Source organism: Pseudoalteromonas sp. SR41-4 (assembly GCF_014163985.1).
Lineage (GTDB): Bacteria > Pseudomonadota > Gammaproteobacteria > Enterobacterales > Alteromonadaceae > Pseudoalteromonas > Pseudoalteromonas rhizosphaerae.
In genome coordinates, this window is sequence record NZ_JACJEI010000029.1 from 17,915 (window position 1) to 40,162 (window position 22,248).

The window sequence follows — 22,248 nt, forward strand, 5'->3', positions numbered from 1 at the left end:
TACTTCAAGGCACAAACCCTGCTAATTATTGCAATTATAGTCATTATGATTAGTTCACATGTATCAGATTCAGCGCTTTCCTTGACAAGGTTTACGCTGCAACAAGTGAAAGAGTAACACCCTTACTAACTCTAATAACTTTAGGTTATAAGCATATAACCGAATTTATAAAATGACAAATTTTAATTGCAGAAATTGCTGTGCAATTGTCTATGACAGTTAGGATGCAACAACACTAAATTGCTCATTTCATCAGTTCCGCCTTTGACCCTTTCCACGATATGATGAATATTCCATCCTGTTTCTTTGGTAATTTTCTGGTGACACATTGTACAGCATTACTATTTATGAATTGAAATAAAACTGTGGAGCCTATCAACTTGCTAACTTTACTCTCGTAACTCGTAAACTGCCCTTTAAAAACAAAACCCAGCTTTCACTGGGTTTTTAATAACACTAAATATTATCGATGTAACTCACCGGCTCGTTCTGGCTGATAAGTGATTGCTTTTATTTTTACTTTTATGAGACCGCCACTTGGTTTTGGCCATTCAATTTCATCACCTTGGGATAGACCAAGTAAGGCGCTACCAACAGGGGCTAAAATTGATATTTTATCAGCACTTGCATCAGCATTTGTTGGATACACTAAGGTCTTAGTGAATTCTTCTTTAGTTGATTCAACAATAAAGTTTACCGTTGAGTTCATAGTAACCACTGTCGAAGGCACATCTTTTGGCTCAACGATTGTTGCGCGACCAAGTTCAGCTTCAAGTTCTTTTTCGCCAGCAAAGCTTCCTGCTGGTAATGATTCCATTAAATCATACAATCTATCAGCATCGAGTGACGAGATGATCAGTTCAGGCTTTTTATTCATCTTAATATCCTTAATTATGGCTTATAAATAAAATTAACTCTGAGTATGGTTTTGGCATACAGTTAAAAAGCACTGCAATACGCTGGAGTCATTTTATTTGCTACTTTATCGTTGCTCTTAAAGCTAAAAACCCAGCCGAAGCTGGGTTTTTATTTTAGCTAGATGGTTAGGAGATGAATTACATCATGCCGCCCATACCACCCATGCCGCCCATGCCTCCCATGTCAGCGCCGCCAGCTTCATCCTTTGGGATTTCAGCTACCATTGCTTCAGTGGTGATCATAAGGCCAGCAATCGAGCCTGCAAATTGTAGTGCAGAGCGCGTTACTTTTGTTGGATCTAGGATACCCATTTCAATCATGTCGTTGTATTCGCCAGTTGCTGCGTTGTAACCGAAGTTACCCGTGCCGCCTTTAACTGCGTTAATAACAACAGACGCTTCGTCACCTGCGTTGGTAACGATTTGACGAAGTGGTGCTTCCATAGCACGTAGTGCTACTTTAATACCGTGGCTTTGATCTTCGTTGTCACCAACTAAATCAACAAGTTTGCTTGCTGCACGTACTAGTGCAACACCACCACCAGGCACTACGCCTTCTTCAACCGCAGCGCGAGTTGCATGAAGTGCATCTTCAACGCGGTCTTTTTTCTCTTTCATTTCGATTTCAGTAGCAGCACCTACTTTGATTACCGCAACACCGCCGGCAAGTTTAGCCATGCGCTCTTGTAGTTTCTCTTTATCGTAGTCTGATGTTGCTTCTTCGATTTGTGCTTTGATTTGCGCAACGCGACCGTTGATGCCAGCTTCTTCGCCTGCACCATCGATGATAGTTGTATCATCTTTAGTGATAACTACGCGCTTTGCAGTACCTAAATCTTCAACTGTCGCTTTTTCAAGTTCCAGGCCGATTTCTTCAGAGATAACCGTACCGCCAGTTAATACTGCGATATCTTGTAGCATTGCTTTACGACGGTCGCCAAAACCAGGTGCTTTAACTGCTGATACTTTAACGATACCGCGCATGTTGTTAACAACTAGAGTAGCTAGTGCTTCGCCTTCAAGGTCTTCAGCAATGATAAGTAATGGTTTGCTTGCTTTAGCAACGGCTTCTAATGTAGGTAGCAACTCACGAATATTAGAGATTTTTTTATCTACAAGTAGAATAAATGGGTTATCTAATTCAACAGCGCCTTTTTCTGCGTTGTTGATGAAATACGGAGATAAGTAACCACGGTCAAACTGCATGCCTTCAACAACATCTAGTTCGTTTTCAAGTGATTGACCTTCTTCAACAGTGATTACACCTGAATTACGGCCTACTTTTTCCATTGCTTCTGCAATGATGTCGCCAATTTCTTTATCAGAGTTAGCTGAAATAGTACCCACTTGAGCGATTGCTTTTGCATCGGCACATGGTACTGAAAGTTCTTTTAGCTCAGCAACAGCTGCGATGATTGCTTTATCAATACCGCGCTTAAGGTCCATTGGGTTCATGCCCGCAGCAACCGCTTTTAAGCCTTCGTTTACAATTGACTGTGCTAATACTGTTGCAGTAGTTGTACCGTCACCGGCTGCATCGTTTGCTTTAGATGCAACTTCTTTAACCATTTGTGCGCCCATATTTTCAAACTTGTCTTCAAGTTCGATTTCTTTTGCCACTGATACACCATCTTTAGTGATCACTGGAGAGCCAAATGATTTGTCTAGGATTACGTTACGGCCTTTAGGACCTAAAGTTACACGAACTGCGTTTGCTAAGATGTTTACGCCAGCTAGCATTTTAGCGCGTGCGTCACCTGCAAAAAGTACTTCTTTTGCTGCCATGATTAATTTCCTTTGAATTCTGAATGTTTGTTAAACGAAAAGTAGCTTTAGCCTACAATGCCTAAAATATTGTCTTCACGCATGATCAGGTACTCTTGACCTTCGATCTTTTCAGCTTTTTCAACATATGAGCCGAATAACACAGTGTCACCGACTTTAACTTCTAATGCTCTCACATCACCGTTATCTAGAGTACGGCCATTACCCACTGCAACAACTTTACCGCGGGTTGATTTCTCAGCCGCAGAACCAGTTAATACAATACCGCCAGCAGATTTGGTTTCTTCTTCTAGGCGCTCAACGATCACGCGATCATGTAAAGGACGAATGTTCATTTTATTTAGTTCTCCTAACAGTTTCTGAACAGGACAGAAAAAAGCTTTATATGTACCAGTTTGCATTAAACCCTGTGGTTCAAGGCAATTGATTTAGTTGTACTCAGTAATGGGGGTATTGCTTCAAAACCCAAGTGATAAAAATTAAAATTTTTAATCTTTTCTCTCGTACTCACCATCAATAGTGGTCGGCTCGCTCATTTTGCGAGGTTCTGGCTCTGAATGGGTGTGCTGATTAAATGCTGTTGGACCTTGTTGCATGCCTGCACTCATACGCACCGTTGCTTGACTAGCAAGGCCTGCAGCTAGTTTATTGCGAATGGCCGGGGTCAATAATAAAAAACCGAATACGTCGGTCATAATGCCTGGAGTTAGCAATAATATGCCGGCGATAATCACACATAAACCGGTAAATAATTCATTGGCTGGCATTTGCCCTTGCGCCATTTGTGTTTGCACATTTTGCAGTGCGCCCATACCTTGTGTTCTAACTAATTTTGCGCCGAATATTGCGGTTACAATAACCAGTGCAATAGTGGCGAATCCACCAATTACATCAGCTACTTGAATTAACAACGCAATTTCAATAATTGGCACGAGAATAAATAATAAAAACAAAAATCTAAACATAAGGCTCTCTAAATAGTGATCACTCAGTTGAGTTGATGAAATATAAATATGGGTTATCAGGTCTTTTTTCAAGGCTAGTGGTAAAGCAGTGTTGGCTAAATAGCCTGAACTCTGATTAAGCGATTTATTATCCGCAGTTTAGGTTAACTACACTTTGCCTTAGCTATCAGCTACTATGGCATTGGGCAGAGCAATCAATCAAAGGTTCAATATGACGACTCATTTTCGACTTATTTTTACCACTTGCGCAGATGTAAGTGAGGCACGCTCCATAGCTGAGCAATTAGTTAAGCTTAAATTAGCTGCGTGTGTGAACATTCTTCCAAATGTGGAATCTGTTTATATGTGGCAAGGAGAGGTTGCTTATGCAACCGAGTGTAAATTATTAATTAAAACGAAGTCAGAAAAAATGAATGAATTGATTCAAACTATCAAGCAATTACATAGTTATGAAATTCCTGAAATACAGGTTATTGATGTGGCCACTGGCAATTTAGCCTATTTTAATTGGATGGATGAGGTACTTAATTAATGCGTTGTTTTCTTTTATTGCTTTGTGCGCTGTCGTTAATGCCAGCACAGGCTGCAACTAATAATTTATTAAGTGATTTGCTGCAGCCTGCAGAGCAAACATTTTTACCTGTTGATCAGGCATTTTCATTTGATTTTGATCAGCAGGGCAGCACACTTTTTATTGGTTGGGATATTGCGCCGGGATATTACCTATATAAAAAGAAGCTAGAAATTATTGGTAAAGGTGCTGATATTGAAGTGCCTGATCTTGGTAAAGGCGTGATCATTGAAGATGAGTTCTTTGGCAAAACAGCAGTGTTTTTTGATTCACTGAGTGTGATCAGCAAGCTAAGTAATATAGCTGAAGATGGCGTAATTAAAGTTCGCTATCAGGGCTGTGCTGAAGCAGGGCTATGTTACCCGCCAGAGATCATCACCATTCCATTGAGTATGATTGCCGGTGAACCCCCTGCAACTGAGAATGCAACAGCAGGCAATGCATTAGCTGCGCTTAGCGCTGAATCAGCGGCTGCTACAGAAGATGTTGTAACGCAAGAAGATGACTTAGAAAAAGAATTAAACTTTACTGAAAAACTGGCCTCGCAAGGTTTGTTAGCGAACTTAGCGATTTTCTTTTTGGTCGGTATTGGCTTGGCATTTACGCCATGTGTATTTCCGATGTTTCCTATTTTGTCGAGCCTAATTGCAGGACAAAAAAATCTTTCCACTAAAAAAGCTTTTGCGCTTTCTTTTGTTTATGTGCAGGGTATGGCCGTTACGTATGCGGCGCTGGGCCTTGTGGTTGCATCACTTGGTGGTCAAGTGCAAGGTTATTTGCAGCACCCATATGTATTGATTAGTTTCAGTTTATTATTCGTTTTACTCGCTATGTCGATGTTTGGTTGGTACGAAATAAAGCTCCCTAGCGGCATGATGAATAAGCTCACACAAGTAAGTAATAATCAAAAAGGTGGCAACTACATTGGCGTGTTTTTAATGGGGGTTTTATCGGGCTTAATTGCGTCACCTTGTACCACTGCACCATTATCAGCTGCGCTATTGTTTGTTGCGCAAAGCGGCGATTATTTAGTTGGCGGCTTAACTTTGTATGTGCTGAGTTTAGGGATGGGTATTCCGCTGCTGTTATTAGGCACCTCTGGCGGTAAATTATTGCCAAAAGCAGGCGGCTGGATGGAACAAGTTAAAACCCTGTTTGGTTTTATCATGCTGGTAGTGCCATTGATCTTGCTTGAACGTATTGTCGATGCAGACATCATATTACTTATGGCGGGCTTATTAGCATTAGCAACGGCCTTGTATTTACATCATTGGCAGAGCGCTCAAACACAAGGTAAGTTAAAAACTGCATTGTGGTTTGTTGCAACGTTATTAGTTGTTAGTGGTGTGAGCTTAACTAAAAACTATATATGGCCAACAGCGCAAGTTGTTAGTGCCGCAAATGGCGAGCAACAAGAGCGCGGCTTTAAATTAGTTGCTGACTTAGCTGAGCTCAAACAAGCAATAAATGATGCAAACAGTGGTGGTCGTTTAGTGATGGTCGATTTATATGCAGATTGGTGTGTTGCGTGTAAAGAGTTCGAGAAATACACTTTTCCTGACGCTAAAGTACAAGGTGAGTTTGCAAACTTTGAGTTGTTAAAAATTGATTTGACCGAAAGTGATGATAAAACAATTGCTGTAATGGAAGAGTTTTCGGTATTTGGTTTACCCAGTATTTTGTTTTTTGATACACAAGGTGAAGAGCTTGCAGCACAGCGTGTGACGGGCTTTTTAAATGCCAAGGACTTTGCTGAGCATTTAGCTAAAGTGAGAAATAGCGCTAAATAAACGTTTTTCGCACCGCTATTTTAAACGCCACTTTATATGAGTGGCGTTTTTGTTTTTGTGGTGGCTACTAGTGATTAGACCAGTATTTTGCTGCTATTTACATCGAACTGGCTATAATAGGTGGTTAACGTGAGAAATACTTGCTATTTTAGTTTTTCCCCTCTACATTTTGCGGGAATTTCTAATCAAAATGGCTTAACTCATTATTTATAGGATTATCGCGTATTATGGCTGCAAAATTTAAACTTTTAGTTATAAATGGCCCTAACTTAAACATGCTGGGTAAGCGTGAACCAGAAAAATACGGTTTACAAACACTTAGTGAGATTATGAGCGAACTAACTGAGTTTGCGCATGGTCTAGATGTTGAGCTAACGCATTTTCAAAGTAATAGTGAGCAAGCTTTAATTGAGCACATACATAGTGCATGGCAGGTCATTGATTACATTATTATCAACCCAGCGGCATTTACGCATACAAGCGTGGCTTTACGTGATGCGTTACTGGCTGTTGATATCCCGTTTTTTGAAGTGCACTTAACTAATGTGCACACGCGGGAAGCGTTTCGTCATCATTCATATTTTTCTGATGTGGCGCAGGGCGTGATATGTGGATTAGGCGCAATGGGTTATCGCGCAGCACTTGAAGCTGCGGTCAATCGGTTGCAAAACTCGAATTAATTTTAAACTAACAAACTAACAGGCGGGTCGTTCATGGATATTCGCAAGATCAAAAAACTAATTGAACTAGTAGAAGAATCAGGTATTGCTGAATTAGAAATCACCGAAGGTGAAGAATCAGTACGTATCAATCGTAATAATATGAGTGCAGGTCCTGCTTACGCTCCGCATTATGCACCACAGTACGCACCAGCACCAGCTCCAGCCCCTGCAGCTGCACCTGTTGCAAGCGCAGAAGCGGCAGCACCTGCCGGTCCTACTGGCCATCAAGTATTATCGCCAATGGTTGGTTCTTTCTATACAGCAGCTTCTCCTGAAGCGCCTTCATATGTAGAAGTGGGTTCACAAGTTAAAGTAGGTGATACGCTTTGTATCATCGAAGCGATGAAAATGATGAACCAAATTGAGTCAGATAAAGCGGGCACCGTGAAAGCGATTTTAGTTGAAAATGGCGAGCCAGTAGAATTTGATCAACCTTTATTCATCATTGAATAATAGCGCAACCTAAAAGGCCAACTCTAATGTTAGATAAAGTAGTCATTGCAAACCGAGGTGAAATTGCACTTCGTATATTGCGCGCCTGCAAAGAGCTTGGGATCAAAACGGTTGCTGTGCATTCAACGGCGGATCGCGATCTTAAGCATGTATTGCTTGCAGATGAAACAATATGTATTGGTAGACCTTCTGCCACTGAAAGTTACTTAGACATTCCGCGCATTATTGCGGCAGCTGAAGTAACCGATGCAGTTGCTATCCACCCGGGTTATGGTTTCCTTGCAGAAAACGCTGATTTTGCTGATCAAGTTGAACAAAGTGGTTTTGTGTTTATTGGTCCGCGCGGCGACACGATTCGTCTAATGGGCGATAAAGTATCTGCAATCGAAGCAATGCGTAAAGCTGGCGTACCATGTGTACCAGGTTCAGATGGTCCGGTATCGGATGATAAAGACCGCAACATGCAAATCGCTAAACGTATCGGTTACCCAGTGATCATCAAAGCCGCTGGTGGCGGTGGTGGTCGTGGTATGCGGGTTGTTCGCAGTGAAGCTGAGTTAATTGACTCAATCGCTTTAACGCAACAAGAAGCAAAACAGTTCTTTGGTAATAGCATGGTTTACATGGAAAAATTCCTTGAAAACCCACGTCATATCGAAGTTCAAGTATTGGCTGACGGGCAAGGTAATGCTGTTCACTTAGGTGAACGTGATTGTTCTATGCAACGTCGTCATCAAAAAGTAGTCGAAGAAGCGCCAGCACCAGGTATTACTGCTGAAGTGCGTAAGTTTATCGGTGAGCGTTGTACGCGTGCATGTATCGAAATCGGTTATCGTGGTGCGGGTACATTTGAGTTCTTATACGAAAATGGTGAGTTCTATTTCATTGAAATGAACACTCGTATTCAGGTTGAGCATCCAGTGACAGAAATGGTTACCGGTGTTGATTTGATCAAAGAGCAGTTAAAAATTGCAGCGGGCCAACCACTATCATTCACGCAAGACGATGTCGTTATTCGTGGTCATGCAATTGAGTGTCGTATTAATGCTGAAGATCCTGAAACGTTTATCCCGTCACCGGGTAAAATTACGCGTTTCCACCCAGCAGGTGGTTTAGGTATTCGTTGGGACAGCCATATTTATGCTGACTACACAGTGCCACCACACTATGATTCAATGATCGGTAAATTAATTACTTACGGTGAAAACCGTAATGTAGCAATTGCCCGTGCACGTAACGCATTGAATGAGCTTGTGATTGACGGTATTAAAACTAATACGTCATTACATAAGCGCATCTTAGCGGATGAAAACTTCCAAAATGGTGGTACTAATATCCACTATCTTGAGAAAAAATTAGGTCTATAGTCCTAATTACAAAAAAAACCGGCAACTTTGCCGGTTTTTTTGTGTCTATAAGTGTCGATTCTCGCCTTAGTAAAATAATCTGGTATGATTAACAAGTTATCGTTTTTAATACTATCCATGAGGTTAGAATGACGCACTGTGTTGGTTTTCAACTCGCTGATGAAGCTGCAACGGTTAAAATGGGCAATCAACTTGCTATGCTAATGGAGCAAGGTGCAGTTATTTACTTACACGGTGATTTGGGAGCAGGTAAAACCACTTTAACACGTGGTGTGATCCAAGGCTTTGGTCATCAAGGTAAAGTTAAGAGTCCAACTTATACGCTGGTGGAGCCTTATGAGTTGGCAACGGCCAATGTTTATCATTTTGATTTATATCGTTTAGGCGATCCAGAAGAATTAGAATACATGGGTATTCGAGATTATTTTTCGCCAACAGCTATTTGTGTGGTGGAATGGCCTGAAAAAGGCGGCGAGTTTATCCCAACACCAGACTTAGATATTACTTTACGTTATGTCGGCGATGCACGAGCAATTGAGATCCAAAGCATTAGCCCGCGTGGTCACAGTATCGTGGATAAACTCAAAAACCATAGTGAATAACAACAAATAACAAGGGTGTGAAGATACCGATGAGTCGAGTTGTCATAAAGTGGATGGGTGCTTTTTTGCTGTTAGCAATCAGTGCTAATCTCTATGCACAAAATACTATCAATAGTGTACGGGTGTGGCCATCGCCAGATAGTACGCGGGTAGTATTCGACTTAACGGATAAGCCCGACTTCAGTTATTTTATGCTAAAAAATCCACTGCGCTTAGTGGTCGATTTAGAAAATACAGATAAAATAAAAGACCTACCAACTATTCCCAGTAAGCATCAAATCGTCAGTAAACTACGTTACTCGAAAGCGAAAAGCAGCCAGGGGGTACGATTTGTTTTTGAGCTTACAGGGGCCGTTAAACCGGTGATTTTTGCACTGGCGCCAACGGGACCTTATAAAAATCGTTTAGTGGTCGACTTATATGACAAAAATCAACCAGAGCCAGTAGCTGCAACGAGTAATACTGCGGTTAAAAAGCGTGAGCTTAATCAACAACGCGATATTATTATTGCTATTGATGCAGGCCATGGCGGCGAAGACCCTGGGTCAATTGGCCCCTCTGGTACTTATGAAAAAGATATCACACTACAAATTGCCAAACGCTTAGAGCGGATGATTGATGCCGAGCGCGGGATGATTTCGCGAATGGTGCGAAGTGGAGATTACTTTGTCAAACTTAATACCCGCACTAGCCGTGCAAGGCAAAAAAAGGCTGACTTTTTAGTTTCAATTCATGCGGATGCATTTACTAGCCCGCAACCAAATGGCGCCTCTGTTTGGGTGTTATCACTTCGTCGTGCTAATTCAGAAATTGGTAAATGGATAGAAGATAAAGAAAAACATTCAGAGCTACTCGGTGGTGCTGCTGGAGTGATTAAAGACACGGCCAGTGAAAAGTACTTGGCGCAGGCGCTGTTGGATATGTCGATGGATCATTCGATGAAAACCGGTTTCAGCGTTGCTGAAGGCATGGTTCATGAGCTTAAAAAGGTCGCTAAGTTACATAAAAAGGAGCCGCAAGCGGCTAGCCTAGCGGTATTAAAGTCACCAGATATTCCATCTATTTTGGTCGAAACTGGGTTTATTTCAAACCCGCGAGAAGAAAAACTATTAAAAAGTGCTAATCACCAAGAGCGCTTAGCGAAAGCAATATTTACTTCTATCAAAAGTTATTATCTGAAAAATCCTCCGGATGATTCGCTGTTTGCGTCGTTAAAATCGCAATATCCCACTAAACATAAAGTTCGCCCTGGTGAGTCGTTAAGTTTGTTAGCTAGTCGCTATGGGGTATCGGTGGGTAAGCTTAAGCAAGTCAATCAATTAAAATCTAATACCTTGTTTATTGGTCAAGAGTTAGACATTCCGCAAAGTTAAAATCGTTAGGAACAGTATGAGTATTGAAATATTACCCGCGCGATTAGCTAACCAAATTGCTGCGGGCGAAGTGGTTGAGAGACCCGCATCTGTGGTCAAAGAACTCGTTGAAAATAGCCTAGATGCAGGCGCAACACGTATTCAAATTGATATTGAGCGCGGCGGTCATAAGCTTATTCGCATTAGAGATAACGGCTCAGGCATTGATAAAGACGAGCTCACGTTGGCGCTTTCTCGTCATGCTACTAGTAAATTAAAGTCCCTTGATGATTTAGAAAATATTTGTTCTTTGGGCTTTCGCGGCGAAGCATTGGCGTCTATTAGTTCGGTATCGCGTTTGACGCTTAGCTCAAAAACCAAACAGCAAGAGGCGGCTTGGCAAGCATTTGCGCAGGGGCGAGATATGGCGGTGCAGATTAAACCCACTGCTCACCCTGACGGCACCACCATTGAAGTTAAAGACTTATTTTTTAATACGCCCGCTAGACGTAAATTTTTACGCACCGAAAAAACCGAGTTTACTCACATCGATGAGTTAATAAAGCGTATTGCCCTGAGCCGTTTTGATGTGTCAATTACCCTCACCCATAACGATAAAGTTGTGCGTCAATATCGTGCTAAAACCGACCCTGCACAGGCTATTGCTCGGGTCGCTCAGGTTGCAGGTAAAGCCTTTGCTGAGCAGGGGTTATATATTGAGTCAGGCGATACAGGCTTGCAGCTACATGGTTGGGTGCTACCGGTTGGATCGAGTAATACTACGCAATATACCTATGTAAATAATCGTATGATGCGCGATAAGCTTATTTCTCATGCCATTCGCCAAGCGTTCGAAGAAGTCGCAGGCCAAGAAGAGCTACCGGGCTTTGTTATTTATATCGACATTGATCCGCGTCAAGTGGATGTAAACGTGCATCCTGCGAAACACGAAGTGCGTTTTCATCAAGGTCGCTTAGTGCATGACTTTATTCTGCAGGCAATTAAACAAGTCGTGGTGCCGCTTCAAGATGAGTTTGCTGTTGTTAATCAGCATGTTGATTCGCAACACAGTGATGCTAAAGCAGCGCATACAGCAACACCCGCTCACTCCAGCAATACAGCAGGCAGTTTGTTTGATTATCCTAAGTCGCACTTACAACCAGCGGAGCAAGCTCGCTACGGTGCTAATTTAGCACCTAGTGGTGGTGGATATGCAGGTTCAAGCGAGCGAAGCAAGCAAGCGAGCCGGACAAATCATCAAGATGTGAGTGCGTTTTATCAAGGGGTCAATGAGCAACACGCCAGCCATTTTGATCAACCCATTGGCGTTACTCAAGAAGTAGCACCATTGTTACAGACGCAAAGTGCGCAGCCGTTGCTGGTACAAAGTGATGGCGGTTGTGTATTTAGCCTGCAACAGCAATTATATTGCTCACACTTTAAATATTTATTAGTCAATGATTGGCTTGAGCTTATTGCTGAGCAAGGCAGCTTAGAAGGAAAAGCCTTACTATTGCCTGTGCGAGTTAATATCAGTAAAGAAGACAGCCAAAGCTTAACACAGCAACAATCATGGTTTACCTTGCTGGGCTTTGAGTTATTGATTGAAAAGCAATTTGTGATGGTTAAAAAGTTGCCACAGAGTTTGTATCTGCTTGATGTGAGCCAAGCCGTAGATGCGCTATTAAAAGCCACTAAGGCTGAGCTTAATAGTGTGGAGCAATGGCTAAACTGGCAGCTTAGCCAAGTGCCCGAGCGCTTTTTTGCCAGCCAAGCTTTTGCCTTGGCGGTTACGCGAATGCAAAATAATCCGCAAACAATCCAGCGTTTATCTGCAAAAGCAGTTAAAATAGATTTAAGTTATTTTTTAGTACAGTTAGATTAAGGTTATCGAGTTGAGTAATTTACCGGTCATTTTTTTAATGGGCCCAACCGCTGCAGGCAAAACTGCATTAGCAATCGCCTTATGCCAACATTTAAAAACTGAAATAATCAGCGTCGATTCAGCCTTAGTGTATAAAGATATGAATATAGGTACGGCAAAACCTGATCAACATGAGTTAGCGCTTGCGCCACATCATTTAATTGATCTAATCGACCCTAGCGAAAGTTACTCAGTAGCTGATTTTCGTCGTGATGCAATTGAAAAGATTGACCAATTTCACCAACAAGGTAAAGTGCCTGTATTAGTTGGTGGTACAATGATGTACTTTAAAGCATTAATTGATGGATTATCGCCATTACCTGAAGCATGTCCGATAGTACGAGCAGAGCTTGAGCAACAAGCCAAGCAACATGGCTGGCCGGCACTTTATAAAGAGCTTGAGATAATTGATCCGCAAGCGGCACAAAAAATGAGCGAGAATGACTCGCAACGTATTAACCGCGCCCTTGAAGTTTACCGATTAACAGGTAAAACAATGACTGAATTACAAAAAAGTAAGCAGCCGAGTTTACCGTATACTTTTCATCAATTTGCTATTGCGCCTGATGATCGCGCCGATTTACACCAGCGAATTGAACAAAGGTTTAAAATAATGCTTGAGCAGGGGTTTGAAAATGAAGTTTCATCCCTATATCAACGTAAGGATTTACACCCTAACTTACCTTCCATTCGTTGCGTGGGTTATAGACAAATGTGGGATTACATTGCTGGCGAGATTGATTACGATGAAATGGTCTTTCGCGGTATTGCAGCAACACGACAGCTTGCTAAGCGTCAATTGACGTGGCTAAGAGGTTGGCCCGATGTAACGTGGTTAACAACGGGTGATGAAGAAAACTTGCAACGTGTTGTAAGTTCGCTAAGCTAGTAGTAGTTGAAACTTTTTAGCTTTGTTAAATGAGTTCAGCCACTTAATTATAATAACACCTAGAACGAAGGAAAATAACATGGCAAAAGGCCAATCGTTACAAGACCCATTTTTGAATGCGCTACGTCGTGAGCGTATTCCAGTATCAATCTTTTTGGTTAATGGCATCAAACTACAAGGTAAGATCCAGTCATTTGATCAATTTGTTATTTTACTAGAAAACACCGTGAATCAAATGGTGTATAAACATGCGATTTCTACCGTAGTTCCTGCTCGTGCTGTTAACTTCCAAGGTATTCAAGGAAGCGAAGACGGTGAAGAGCCTGAAGCTGGAAATTTTTAAATTAGGAGCATAATGTTTGTTTGACCGTTATGAAGCCGGCGAACAGGCAGTCTTAGTTCATATCGACTTTCCAAAAGAAGGGGATCGTGAAGATCTTCATGAATTGGAAATGTTGGTATCTTCTGCTGGTGTTAGCAGTTTGGCGGTTGTGCAAGGCAGCCGTCAAGCACCACATCCGAAACTATTCGTCGGTACCGGAAAGGCTGAAGAAATCGCTGAGATTGTCAAAATCCACAACGCAGATGTCGTCATTTTTAATCATCAACTCAGACCGTCACAGGAACGCAATTTAGAACGCGTTTGCCAATGTCGTGTGCTTGATAGAACGACGCTTATTCTTGATATTTTTGCGCAACGTGCACGTACCCATGAAGGTAAGTTGCAGGTTGAGCTAGCACAATTGCGTCATATGTCGACGCGTTTGATCCGAGGCTGGACGCATCTTGAACGCCAAAAAGGCGGGATCGGTTTGCGCGGGCCTGGTGAAACTCAGCTAGAAACAGATCGACGTTTATTGCGAGTTCGTATTCAAAGTATTCGCGCGCGTTTAGAGAAAGTGGCAGTGCAGCGTGAGCAAGGTAGACGTGCTCGTAACCGCAATGAAATTCCTACGGTGTCGTTGGTAGGGTATACCAATGCGGGTAAGTCGACGCTATTTAATCGCATTACTAACTCTAATGTGTATGCTGCTGATCAACTGTTCGCGACGCTTGATCCAACTTTACGCAAACTCGAAATAGAAGATGTTGGTTCGATAATTTTAGCCGATACCGTTGGCTTTATTCGCCATTTACCCCATGACTTAGTTGCCGCATTTAAAGCGACGCTAACCGAAACTCGTGAAGCTGATTTACAACTTCATGTGGTCGATGTTGCGGATCATCGTCGTAAAGAGAATATTGAACAGGTACAATCGGTTCTTAAAGAAATAGAAGCTGATGAAGTGCCGCAATTGTTGGTTTACAACAAAATTGATGCGCTTGAAGATATTGAACCACGTATTGACCGTGATGATGAAGGCATGCCTATTAGAGTATGGTTGTCGGCACACAGTGGCGCAGGGTGTGAACTATTGTCTGAAGCTATCAGCGAGCTGTTAGCAAAGAAAATGTTTGTTCATACGCTTAAATTAGCTCCGCAATATGGTCGTTTACGTGCTGCGTTGTTCAATTTAAATGCCGTGCATCAAGAAGACTTTGATGAACAGGGTCATTGGTTACTTGCTACTCGACTGCCTATGGTAGAATGGAATCGTTTAAGAAAAGAGTTTGGTCCTGAAATCGACGCTTTTATTTCGTAATTCGAAAAAACTACTGCACAATGTCATTTTTAGTATGAGAACTGCAGTATTTTTGTTAGATTTAACGTAATTACCTAAATTATTTAGATAACAATGGAGTATAGCTATGGCCTGGAATGAACCGGGTAATAATGGCAATGACAAAGATCCGTGGAACAAAAAAGGCGGACGTGATCAAGGCCCACCTGACTTAGACGAGGTGTTTCGTAAATTCAGCAGCAAGTTTGGTGGCTTATTTGGCGGTAATAAATCCGGCAATGGCGGCGGCGGACTTGGTGGAGCTGGTCTTTCATTTGTACTGATCATTGCTGCAATTGTATGGGCATTGAGCGGTATTTATACCGTGAAAGAAGCAGAGCGCGGCATCGTTTTACATTTTGGTCAATTTGACCGCATTGCAGATCCAGGTCTGCGTTGGAAAATGACGTTTATTGAAACGGTAATTCCGGTAGATATTGAAGCCGTTCGCTCATTATCGACGTCTGGTTTTATGCTCACTGAAGATGAAAACGTGGTAAGCGTTGAGTTTCAGGTGCAATACCGTGTAATTGACCCTTTCCTATACAAATTTAGTGTAACTAATGCTGATTCTAGCTTAGAAGAAGCGCTAGAGAGTGCACTGCGTTATGTTGTTGGTCATTCAAAAATGGACCAAGTATTAACAAATGGCCGTGAGGTTGTGCGTCAAAATACCTGGGATGAACTGAATAAAATCATCGAACCGTATAACTTAGGCTTGATCGTAACTGACGTTAACTTTAAAGACTCACGCCCACCGGCTGAAGTTAAAGACGCGTTTGATGATGCCATTGCCGCACAAGAAGATGAACAACGTTTTATTCGTGAAGCTGAAGCATATGCGCGTGAAATTGAGCCACGTGCTCGTGGTCAAGTTACCCGTATGACGCAAGAAGCTGAAGGTTACGGCGAGCGCATTATTTTAGAAGCACAAGGTGAAGTCGCGCGTTTTGAAAAGCTATTACCTGAATATCAGGCTGCTAAGCGTGTAACCCGTGAGCGTTTATATATTGATGCCATGGAAGAAGTGCTAGGTAACAGTTCAAAAGTGTTAGTTGATGTTAAGGGCGGCAATAATATGATGTATTTACCGCTTGATAAAATCATGGATAAGCAAGGGAACGCAACCCGTGTTGCATTACCTAGCTCAAGTGATATTAACGACTTACGCAATAAAGTTAATACATCGCGCAATAGCACTGTGAACTCAAGTTCAGACCGCTTTGGTGCTGATCGCTTTAACGACGGGAGATAAGCGCAATGAAAAACTTTAGTTTAGTTATATTACTAGCGGCCGTTGTGTTGTCTTTTTCGTCAGTGTTCGTAGTACCTGAAGGGCAAAAAGCAATTGTTATGCTATTCAGCAAAGTGCAAAAAGACAGTGATGATAAAGCAATTGTTTATGGTCCTGGCTTACAATTCAAAGTACCTTTCTTTAGTCAAGTACGCCGTATTGATGCGCGTATTCAGACATTAGATGGTGCACCGGATCGTTTTGTTACTAGCGAGAAAAAAGACTTAATAGTTGATTCGTTTGTAAAATGGCGTGTTAGTGATTTTAGTGCTTTTTACTTACGTGCCCGTGGTGATAAGCAATACGCTGAAGCACTACTTAAGCAAAAAGTAAATAATGGTCTACGTACTAACTTTGGTTCACGTACTATCCGTGAGATTGTTTCCGGTGAACGTAGCGAGTTAATGGAAGAAGCATTAGTTCAAGCTTCTGAAAGTGCTCAAGAGCTAGGTATTGAAGTACTTGATGTACGTGTTAAGCAAATCAATTTACCGTCAGAAGTGAGTAATTCGATTTACCAACGTATGCGTGCAGAGCGTACTGCTGTTGCTAAAGAGCATCGCTCTGAAGGTCAAGAAAAAGCCGAAACGATTCGTGCTGACATTGACCGTCGTGTCACAGTAATGCTGGCTGATGCTGAGCGTAATGCCCGTACCGTTCGCGGTGAAGGCGATGCAAAAGCTGCGGCTATTTATGCCAATGCGTACAATAAAGATGCTGAATTCTTTGGTTTTGTACGTTCATTAGAGGCCTATAAAAAGACCTTTAAAGATAAGCAAGACGTAATGGTATTATCACCAGACAGTGACTTCTTTAGATATATGAAAGGTGCTGCAGCGCAGTAATCTTTTTCTAAATCTAGCACAAATCCAAACCCTGTGTATGCAGGGTTTTTCTTTTAGTAAGATGAATTTTTATGAGTAACTTAATGTTATTCAACCAGTTAATTTTTATTGCAAAGGTCGTTGTACGACTGCGCAGAAAAAATAACCTAAACGGGGGTGATCTTTCCCCTCATTATCTGGTAAAATCTCGTCCTAATTTTTTCTAAGTGAATTTACAATGGGTAAAAACGTTGTTGTATTAGGCACCCAATGGGGTGACGAAGGTAAGGGTAAGGTAGTTGACCTCCTTACAGACAAAGCATCTTTAGTAGTTCGTTACCAAGGTGGCCATAACGCTGGTCATACACTGGTAATCGAAGGTGAAAAGACAGTTTTACACCTTATTCCATCGGGTGTATTACGTGACAATGTTAAGTGTGTGATTGGTAATGGTGTTGTTGTTTCACCAGAAGCGCTAATGAAAGAGATTGGCATGCTTGAAGAACGTGGCGTACCAGTACGTGAACGTTTATTGATCAGTGAAGCATGTCCGCTTATTTTGCCTTTCCACATCGCATTAGATGTAGCTCGTGAAAAAGCACGTGGTAATAAAGCGATTGGTACAACAGGTCGCGGCATAGGTCCTGCTTATGAAGATAAAGTAGCCCGTCGTGGTTTGCGTATCGGTGACTTATTCAACCCTGAATTATTCGCTGCGAAGCTTAAAGAAGTATTGGAATACCATAACTTCACTTTAGTAAATTATTACAAAGTAGATGCGGTAGATTTCCAACAGACGTTTGATGATGCAATGGCTGTTGCAGATATCCTTAAAGCAATGGTTGTTGACGTAACTGAGTTACTTGATCAAACGCGTCTAGCGGGCGACAACATCTTGTTTGAAGGCGCGCAAGGTACATTACTTGATATCGATCACGGTACTTACCCATATGTAACGTCTTCAAATACTACTGCTGGTGGCGTTGCTACAGGTGCTGGTTTTGGTCCGTTAAATCTTGATTATGTACTAGGTATTATCAAAGCTTACACCACGCGTGTTGGTTCTGGTCCTTTCCCTACCGAGCTTTACGACGGTTTAGAAAAACAAGACCCAGTTGGTAAGCACTTAGGTACCGTAGGTCATGAGTTTGGTGCAACGACTGGTCGCTTACGTCGTACTGGTTGGTTAGATGCTGTGGCTATGCGCCGTGCAGTACAAATTAACTCTATCTCAGGTTTTTGTTTAACTAAACTAGACGTGTTAGATGGTCTAGAAACACTAAAAATCTGTACTGGTTATCAGTTAGAAGATGGCACTATCACTAATGTGACGCCACTTGCTGCTGAAGGTTATGATAAAGTAACGCCAGTTTATGAAGAGATGCCTGGTTGGACTGAAAATACAGTGGGTGCTACTACTGTTGAGCAGCTACCAAAAGCGGCACTTGATTACATCAAACGCATTGAAGAAATCACCGGTGTACCTGTTGATATTATTTCTACAGGTCCTGACCGTGTAGAAACTATGGTATTACGCAGTCCGTTTGCATAATTACTAATAGTACTAAAAAAGCTGCCTTGTGCAGCTTTTTTTGTGTCTGGGGATAGTGTTTATAATAAATAAGCTATTTATAAATTTCATTATGGAACGATCTTTGTATAAACTTTAGCAAGATGGTTTTTAATTTAAAGTGACCTAAATGCGTTTGTTAACTTGTTTATCATTAGTGCCGTTATCGTTTTTACTGGCAAGCCACGCTAAGTCTGAAGAGACCATAGCTGCCGTGCCACTATATACAGAAACTGAGCTGCTCGCTTTGATCAATAGTAATACACACCTTGCACGAGTAAAAGCAGATGACTGTCAGTTAGTACAAGATATCGAAGCACGAGCCAATAAAATGGCACTGCCTTCTTATCAATTTTTATATGGCGATATGCTGGCGTATGCGGTGTGTGTTGATCGTAATGTAGAGCTTGGTGTGTATTATATGCGTCAAGCAGCGCAGCAAGGCTTAGCGGCGGCATTAGAGCAACTCGGGCGATACTATGACACGGGTCGATTGGTGCAAAAGGATAAAGCGCTTGCTGTGACTTACCTACGTGAAGCTTCATCACAAGGTAATTTAAAAGCACAATTGCGGTTAGTTAATTTATTTAATCAAGGCTATGGCAGTCCACGTGATTACGAAGACGCATATCGTTGGTTATTTCATAGTATGGTTGCAGATAAAGCAACCCATAAAAAGATTGAACGCTCGCTAGCCCAATTGGCGCAAAAAATGCCCGATAGTGTTGTCGCGCGAGCACGCTTGCCGATGTAGGTATGAGCTGATCAGTTAGCAAGTTGAAAGTAAAAGGGCTAGGTGTGATACCTAGCCCTTTTCGTTTTACTCTTTTATTTCTTTCGGTTCTTTGTTTTTGCCATTATTAGGATCTTTCAATACCGACATTTTTGGTGGCAGCATCGCGACGACACGTTCACCTTCTTGCGGCGGTTTTTCCATATTAATAGTAAACGGACGCAGTTTGATAGGGCTATCATCATCACTGTCTTTGTCACCATTGAGGATGAATAACGGAATTGCATCGCTGTTCATCTCTTGGTATTTGCCCCAGTTAAACTCTTCAGAAATTCGCGTTACACTGACCTTGCCGCCTTTGGCAATTAAGCTACTTAAACGTGCATAAGAGCCGCTGTCACCAAACAAAATTTGCCGAGATAGAAACGTCGCGCTGTCTTTGTTTGCTTTGGCGTGAGAGGTAGAAGAACGCAATGAAAAGACGTTCTTTTCATTCAATAAATGTGAAAAATACTGCACGCCTAGCGCGTTATGATGGCGGTTTGGCGAAAGCGCCATTACGCTGCGTAGAGTTGTCAGGGGTAAGTAACGTTCAGCATGTTCTGATTGCGGGTTACCATAATAACAAGGCAGCCCATCCATACGTGCCATGCGGCAGTTTTCCCAAGCTGGATCTGATAAGTGTACTTGAATATTTTGCTCTTTTAGCCCACAAGCAATGGCACGAGCGACATGGTTTGCACCAATGATCAAAATAGTATTAGGTGAAGGCTGACGAACACCTAATAGCTTCGCAATCGGAATCGCAGTTAAGCTTTGCAGAACTACTGTGATAATGATAACGGTAAAAATCAGTGGCACCATTTTCTCGGCGTCAGCAACACCAGCTTCCATCATACTAATAGCAAAAACAGAGCCTACCGCTGCTGCGACAATACCGCGCGGAGCAATCCACGCGAGTACTAAGCGAGATTTAATTGGTAGCTCAGTGCCGAAAGTGGAGATCGCAATACACAATGGGCGAGCGATAAATAATACGATAGCCAAAAAGATAAACACATCGGCATCAAGCATCATTAAATCAGCTAATTCTAAACGCGCAGCAAGCAAAATGAATAAGGTTGAAATTAAGATCATAGACAGATCTTCTTTAAACTCTAAAACAGAATCAATTTCTAAATCGTCTTGGTTCGCTAACCAAATACCAAATACAGTAACCGCTAATAGACCTGACTCATGGCTCAAATGATTTGAGACTGTAAAGCTAATAAGTACCAGAGCTAAGATGCCGAATTTATGTAATTCAAATGGTAGCCATTCGCGGCGGATCAGTAACGTTGTAAGCCAACCTGCGACCACACCAATAGATAAACCGACTCCTAAGGTTTTAAACAAGGCGATTACGGTATGGATAAACACTTCACCTTGACCAACTAGCATTACCGCTTCAAATACTAAAACCGCAAATAAAGCACCAATTGGGTCAATAACAATGCCCTCCCAGCGTAGTATGCGATCAATGTCTTGGGTTGGCCGCATTGAGTTTAATAGCGGTGCAATAACTGTTGGGCCAGTAACAACCAATACCGCACCGAGCACCGCTGCTACACGCCAGTTGAGTTCTAAAATCCAATAGGCACTTAGGCTTATCACTATACAAGTCGTAATCATGCCAATAGAGCACAAGTTACGGACTACCTTGCCAATACCTTTGAGTTCTCGAAAGTGTAGAGTTAAAGAACCTTCAAATAAGATCACCGCAACACTGAGCGAGACCACAGGAAAGAGTAAATCACCAAGCAGTGCATCTGGATCAAGTAAACCCGTAGCAGGGCCAAGCAATAGGCCTGTAAGTAACAAAAATAAAATAGCTGGGACACGAAAACCCCATGCTATCCATTGGGCGAGAACCGAACATAGAGCGATCCCTGCGATATAAATAGCTGACATAGATGAAGTATTCCTTATTTATTACAACAGTTAGGAGTAAACCTTTCGATACTTATAATACAGGGGTATACACGTGTATGTTAATTTTTCCTAATAGAATTTTAGCTGTTTACGAACTTATTTGTAGAAGAAATGATAATTTATTGGTTTTGAAATATTTGAAACAAATTAAACTCTGTTTAACTAACTGAATCTTATAGACTTTAAAATTTATTAGCTGCAATAGTAAGCCGAGTGAATAAAATATAGTCTTGATCTTTAGGCTAAAAGTAGCGTAATATAGTTAGTGTTCAAACAATTAGTCATCTAATTAGTTACTTGTTAGGTCTAAGCGAATACATATAGTTATTTTTAAGTTGCTTTAAATTACAACAACTTAGATTGAGGTCACTATATTTATATGCTTAAAAATCAATTTGTTAATTGTTTTGAATGCAGTTTGTACAATTTTACTCATTTTTAGTAATTAGTTAATTTGAACATAAATTACATTTTATTGTGATTCATATTGTTTGAGTTGAACTGTTACTTACTCAATATTTGACACCCATCGTGGTGAGCAAATCTCGGTCCTTGAGTCATCACCCTATCTGTTGGTGTACCAGACTTTAGAGGCTCTATGTATGTTGTTAATAAAAAAGCTTCACACAGCTTTTTACAGCGATGCATAAACAACACTTTTTATTTACTTTATAACTGTTCAGTCTTAATGATTGAGCCAAAGTTATGCTATATCTAACGCACTTTGTTAATTAACTAAGTGAGCGTTTCCGGCTGAGTATTAAAAAGTGATGGCTAAAGAAAGTGAGCAAAAGCAAGTGCAAATTGTTAACTCGTAACCTAGGTAAACACTAGGTGGTTGTTTTCAGATTTATCCAA

At 41.6% G+C, this 22,248-nt stretch carries 21 protein-coding genes; 15 read left to right on the forward strand and 6 right to left on the reverse strand.

The annotated features are described in order from the left end of the window. Positions 1–182: 182 nt before the first annotated feature. The 5 genes from H5180_RS18720 to H5180_RS18740 all read right to left on the reverse strand — a co-directional run bounded on the left by H5180_RS18720 (position 183) and on the right by H5180_RS18740 (position 3,667). Positions 183–329: an HNH endonuclease gene (locus H5180_RS18720; RefSeq protein ID WP_259399592.1), complete on the reverse strand. Its 147-nt coding sequence runs from the start codon at positions 327–329 to the stop codon at positions 183–185. A 134-nt stretch (positions 330–463) separates the two neighbouring features. After that, on the reverse strand, positions 464–877 hold the full coding sequence (rnk, locus tag H5180_RS18725; RefSeq protein WP_182758812.1) for a nucleoside diphosphate kinase regulator: 414 nt from the start codon (positions 875–877) through the stop codon (positions 464–466). A 178-nt stretch (positions 878–1,055) separates the two neighbouring features. After that, positions 1,056–2,702, reverse strand: a complete 1,647-nt coding sequence (gene groL / locus H5180_RS18730) for a chaperonin GroEL (RefSeq protein WP_145238063.1) — start codon at positions 2,700–2,702, stop codon at positions 1,056–1,058. Between the two features lie 47 nt (positions 2,703–2,749). Then, positions 2,750–3,037 (reverse strand): co-chaperone GroES, encoded by a 288-nt coding sequence (locus H5180_RS18735; RefSeq protein ID WP_054204533.1) that lies wholly within the window; start codon positions 3,035–3,037, stop codon positions 2,750–2,752. 153 nt (positions 3,038–3,190) lie between these two features. Then, entirely contained in the window at positions 3,191–3,667 is a 477-nt protein-coding gene (locus H5180_RS18740) for an FxsA family protein (RefSeq protein WP_149980490.1), read from the reverse strand. A gap of 211 nt (positions 3,668–3,878) precedes the next feature. Here H5180_RS18740 and cutA point away from each other — a divergent pair, with 211 nt between their 5' ends. The 15 genes from cutA (at position 3,879) to H5180_RS18815 (ending at position 19,440) form a co-directional block, all read left to right on the forward strand. Beyond that, positions 3,879–4,199, forward strand: a complete 321-nt coding sequence (gene cutA, locus H5180_RS18745) for a divalent-cation tolerance protein CutA (protein ID WP_182732161.1) — start codon at positions 3,879–3,881, stop codon at positions 4,197–4,199. Further along, positions 4,199–6,028 (forward strand): protein-disulfide reductase DsbD, encoded by a 1,830-nt coding sequence (locus tag H5180_RS18750; RefSeq protein ID WP_182758813.1) that lies wholly within the window; start codon positions 4,199–4,201, stop codon positions 6,026–6,028. The genes cutA and H5180_RS18750 overlap by 1 nt, the downstream gene beginning before the upstream one ends. Before the next feature lie 227 nt (positions 6,029–6,255). Further along, positions 6,256–6,708 carry a type II 3-dehydroquinate dehydratase gene (gene aroQ, locus H5180_RS18755; RefSeq protein ID WP_145238079.1) on the forward strand — a complete coding sequence of 151 codons (453 nt, stop codon included), beginning with the start codon at positions 6,256–6,258 and terminating at the stop codon, positions 6,706–6,708. A gap of 33 nt (positions 6,709–6,741) precedes the next feature. Continuing rightward, positions 6,742–7,203, forward strand: a complete 462-nt coding sequence (accB, locus tag H5180_RS18760) for an acetyl-CoA carboxylase biotin carboxyl carrier protein (protein ID WP_182735549.1) — start codon at positions 6,742–6,744, stop codon at positions 7,201–7,203. Between the two features lie 26 nt (positions 7,204–7,229). Further along, on the forward strand, positions 7,230–8,570 hold the full coding sequence (gene accC / locus H5180_RS18765; RefSeq protein ID WP_145238085.1) for an acetyl-CoA carboxylase biotin carboxylase subunit: 1,341 nt from the start codon (positions 7,230–7,232) through the stop codon (positions 8,568–8,570). Positions 8,571–8,698: 128 nt separating this feature from the next. Continuing rightward, entirely contained in the window at positions 8,699–9,172 is a 474-nt protein-coding gene (gene tsaE, locus H5180_RS18770) for a tRNA (adenosine(37)-N6)-threonylcarbamoyltransferase complex ATPase subunit type 1 TsaE (RefSeq protein WP_145238089.1), read from the forward strand. A gap of 29 nt (positions 9,173–9,201) precedes the next feature. After that, the gene (locus H5180_RS18775) at positions 9,202–10,545 is read left to right on the forward strand and encodes an N-acetylmuramoyl-L-alanine amidase (protein ID WP_182758814.1); all 1,344 of its coding nucleotides are present in this window, start codon (positions 9,202–9,204) and stop codon (positions 10,543–10,545) included. A gap of 16 nt (positions 10,546–10,561) precedes the next feature. Beyond that, positions 10,562–12,409 (forward strand): DNA mismatch repair endonuclease MutL, encoded by a 1,848-nt coding sequence (gene mutL, locus H5180_RS18780; RefSeq protein WP_182758815.1) that lies wholly within the window; start codon positions 10,562–10,564, stop codon positions 12,407–12,409. A gap of 10 nt (positions 12,410–12,419) precedes the next feature. Continuing rightward, positions 12,420–13,337: a tRNA (adenosine(37)-N6)-dimethylallyltransferase MiaA gene (gene miaA / locus H5180_RS18785; protein WP_182758816.1), complete on the forward strand. Its 918-nt coding sequence runs from the start codon at positions 12,420–12,422 to the stop codon at positions 13,335–13,337. A gap of 79 nt (positions 13,338–13,416) precedes the next feature. Then, positions 13,417–13,680: an RNA chaperone Hfq gene (hfq, locus tag H5180_RS18790; RefSeq protein WP_064668197.1), complete on the forward strand. Its 264-nt coding sequence runs from the start codon at positions 13,417–13,419 to the stop codon at positions 13,678–13,680. A gap of 16 nt (positions 13,681–13,696) precedes the next feature. Continuing rightward, complete coding sequence (hflX, locus tag H5180_RS18795) at positions 13,697–14,980, forward strand: ribosome rescue GTPase HflX (RefSeq protein WP_149980498.1); 1,284 nt, start codon at positions 13,697–13,699, stop codon at positions 14,978–14,980. A gap of 106 nt (positions 14,981–15,086) precedes the next feature. Then, a complete protein-coding gene (gene hflK, locus H5180_RS18800) occupies positions 15,087–16,253 on the forward strand; it encodes an FtsH protease activity modulator HflK (RefSeq protein WP_145238104.1) in 1,167 nt (388 codons plus the stop codon). A 5-nt stretch (positions 16,254–16,258) separates the two neighbouring features. Further along, entirely contained in the window at positions 16,259–17,137 is an 879-nt protein-coding gene (hflC, locus tag H5180_RS18805; protein WP_145238107.1) for a protease modulator HflC, read from the forward strand. 217 nt (positions 17,138–17,354) lie between these two features. Continuing rightward, positions 17,355–18,668 (forward strand): adenylosuccinate synthase, encoded by a 1,314-nt coding sequence (locus H5180_RS18810; protein ID WP_145238109.1) that lies wholly within the window; start codon positions 17,355–17,357, stop codon positions 18,666–18,668. A 148-nt stretch (positions 18,669–18,816) separates the two neighbouring features. Further along, complete coding sequence (locus tag H5180_RS18815; protein ID WP_145238110.1) at positions 18,817–19,440, forward strand: tetratricopeptide repeat protein; 624 nt, start codon at positions 18,817–18,819, stop codon at positions 19,438–19,440. Positions 19,441–19,506: 66 nt separating this feature from the next. On the opposite strand, the gene H5180_RS18820 is transcribed toward H5180_RS18815, so the two are convergent. After that, positions 19,507–21,369 (reverse strand): sodium:proton antiporter, encoded by a 1,863-nt coding sequence (locus tag H5180_RS18820; protein WP_145238113.1) that lies wholly within the window; start codon positions 21,367–21,369, stop codon positions 19,507–19,509. Positions 21,370–22,248 lie beyond the last annotated feature (879 nt).

Coding starts and splice junctions, on each gene's coding strand:
- H5180_RS18720 (WP_259399592.1), bottom strand. CDS start 329: ATGTGTCACCAGAAAATTACCAAAGAAACAGGATGGAATATTCATCAT.
- rnk (WP_182758812.1), bottom strand. CDS start 877: ATGAATAAAAAGCCTGAACTGATCATCTCGTCACTCGATGCTGATAGA.
- groL (WP_145238063.1), bottom strand. CDS start 2,702: ATGGCAGCAAAAGAAGTACTTTTTGCAGGTGACGCACGCGCTAAAATG.
- H5180_RS18735 (WP_054204533.1), bottom strand. CDS start 3,037: ATGAACATTCGTCCTTTACATGATCGCGTGATCGTTGAGCGCCTAGAA.
- H5180_RS18740 (WP_149980490.1), bottom strand. CDS start 3,667: ATGTTTAGATTTTTGTTTTTATTATTTATTCTCGTGCCAATTATTGAA.
- cutA (WP_182732161.1), top strand. CDS start 3,879: ATGACGACTCATTTTCGACTTATTTTTACCACTTGCGCAGATGTAAGT.
- H5180_RS18750 (WP_182758813.1), top strand. CDS start 4,199: ATGCGTTGTTTTCTTTTATTGCTTTGTGCGCTGTCGTTAATGCCAGCA.
- aroQ (WP_145238079.1), top strand. CDS start 6,256: ATGGCTGCAAAATTTAAACTTTTAGTTATAAATGGCCCTAACTTAAAC.
- accB (WP_182735549.1), top strand. CDS start 6,742: ATGGATATTCGCAAGATCAAAAAACTAATTGAACTAGTAGAAGAATCA.
- accC (WP_145238085.1), top strand. CDS start 7,230: ATGTTAGATAAAGTAGTCATTGCAAACCGAGGTGAAATTGCACTTCGT.
- tsaE (WP_145238089.1), top strand. CDS start 8,699: ATGACGCACTGTGTTGGTTTTCAACTCGCTGATGAAGCTGCAACGGTT.
- H5180_RS18775 (WP_182758814.1), top strand. CDS start 9,202: ATGAGTCGAGTTGTCATAAAGTGGATGGGTGCTTTTTTGCTGTTAGCA.
- mutL (WP_182758815.1), top strand. CDS start 10,562: ATGAGTATTGAAATATTACCCGCGCGATTAGCTAACCAAATTGCTGCG.
- hfq (WP_064668197.1), top strand. CDS start 13,417: ATGGCAAAAGGCCAATCGTTACAAGACCCATTTTTGAATGCGCTACGT.
- hflK (WP_145238104.1), top strand. CDS start 15,087: ATGGCCTGGAATGAACCGGGTAATAATGGCAATGACAAAGATCCGTGG.
- hflC (WP_145238107.1), top strand. CDS start 16,259: ATGAAAAACTTTAGTTTAGTTATATTACTAGCGGCCGTTGTGTTGTCT.
- H5180_RS18810 (WP_145238109.1), top strand. CDS start 17,355: ATGGGTAAAAACGTTGTTGTATTAGGCACCCAATGGGGTGACGAAGGT.
- H5180_RS18815 (WP_145238110.1), top strand. CDS start 18,817: ATGCGTTTGTTAACTTGTTTATCATTAGTGCCGTTATCGTTTTTACTG.
- H5180_RS18820 (WP_145238113.1), bottom strand. CDS start 21,369: ATGTCAGCTATTTATATCGCAGGGATCGCTCTATGTTCGGTTCTCGCC.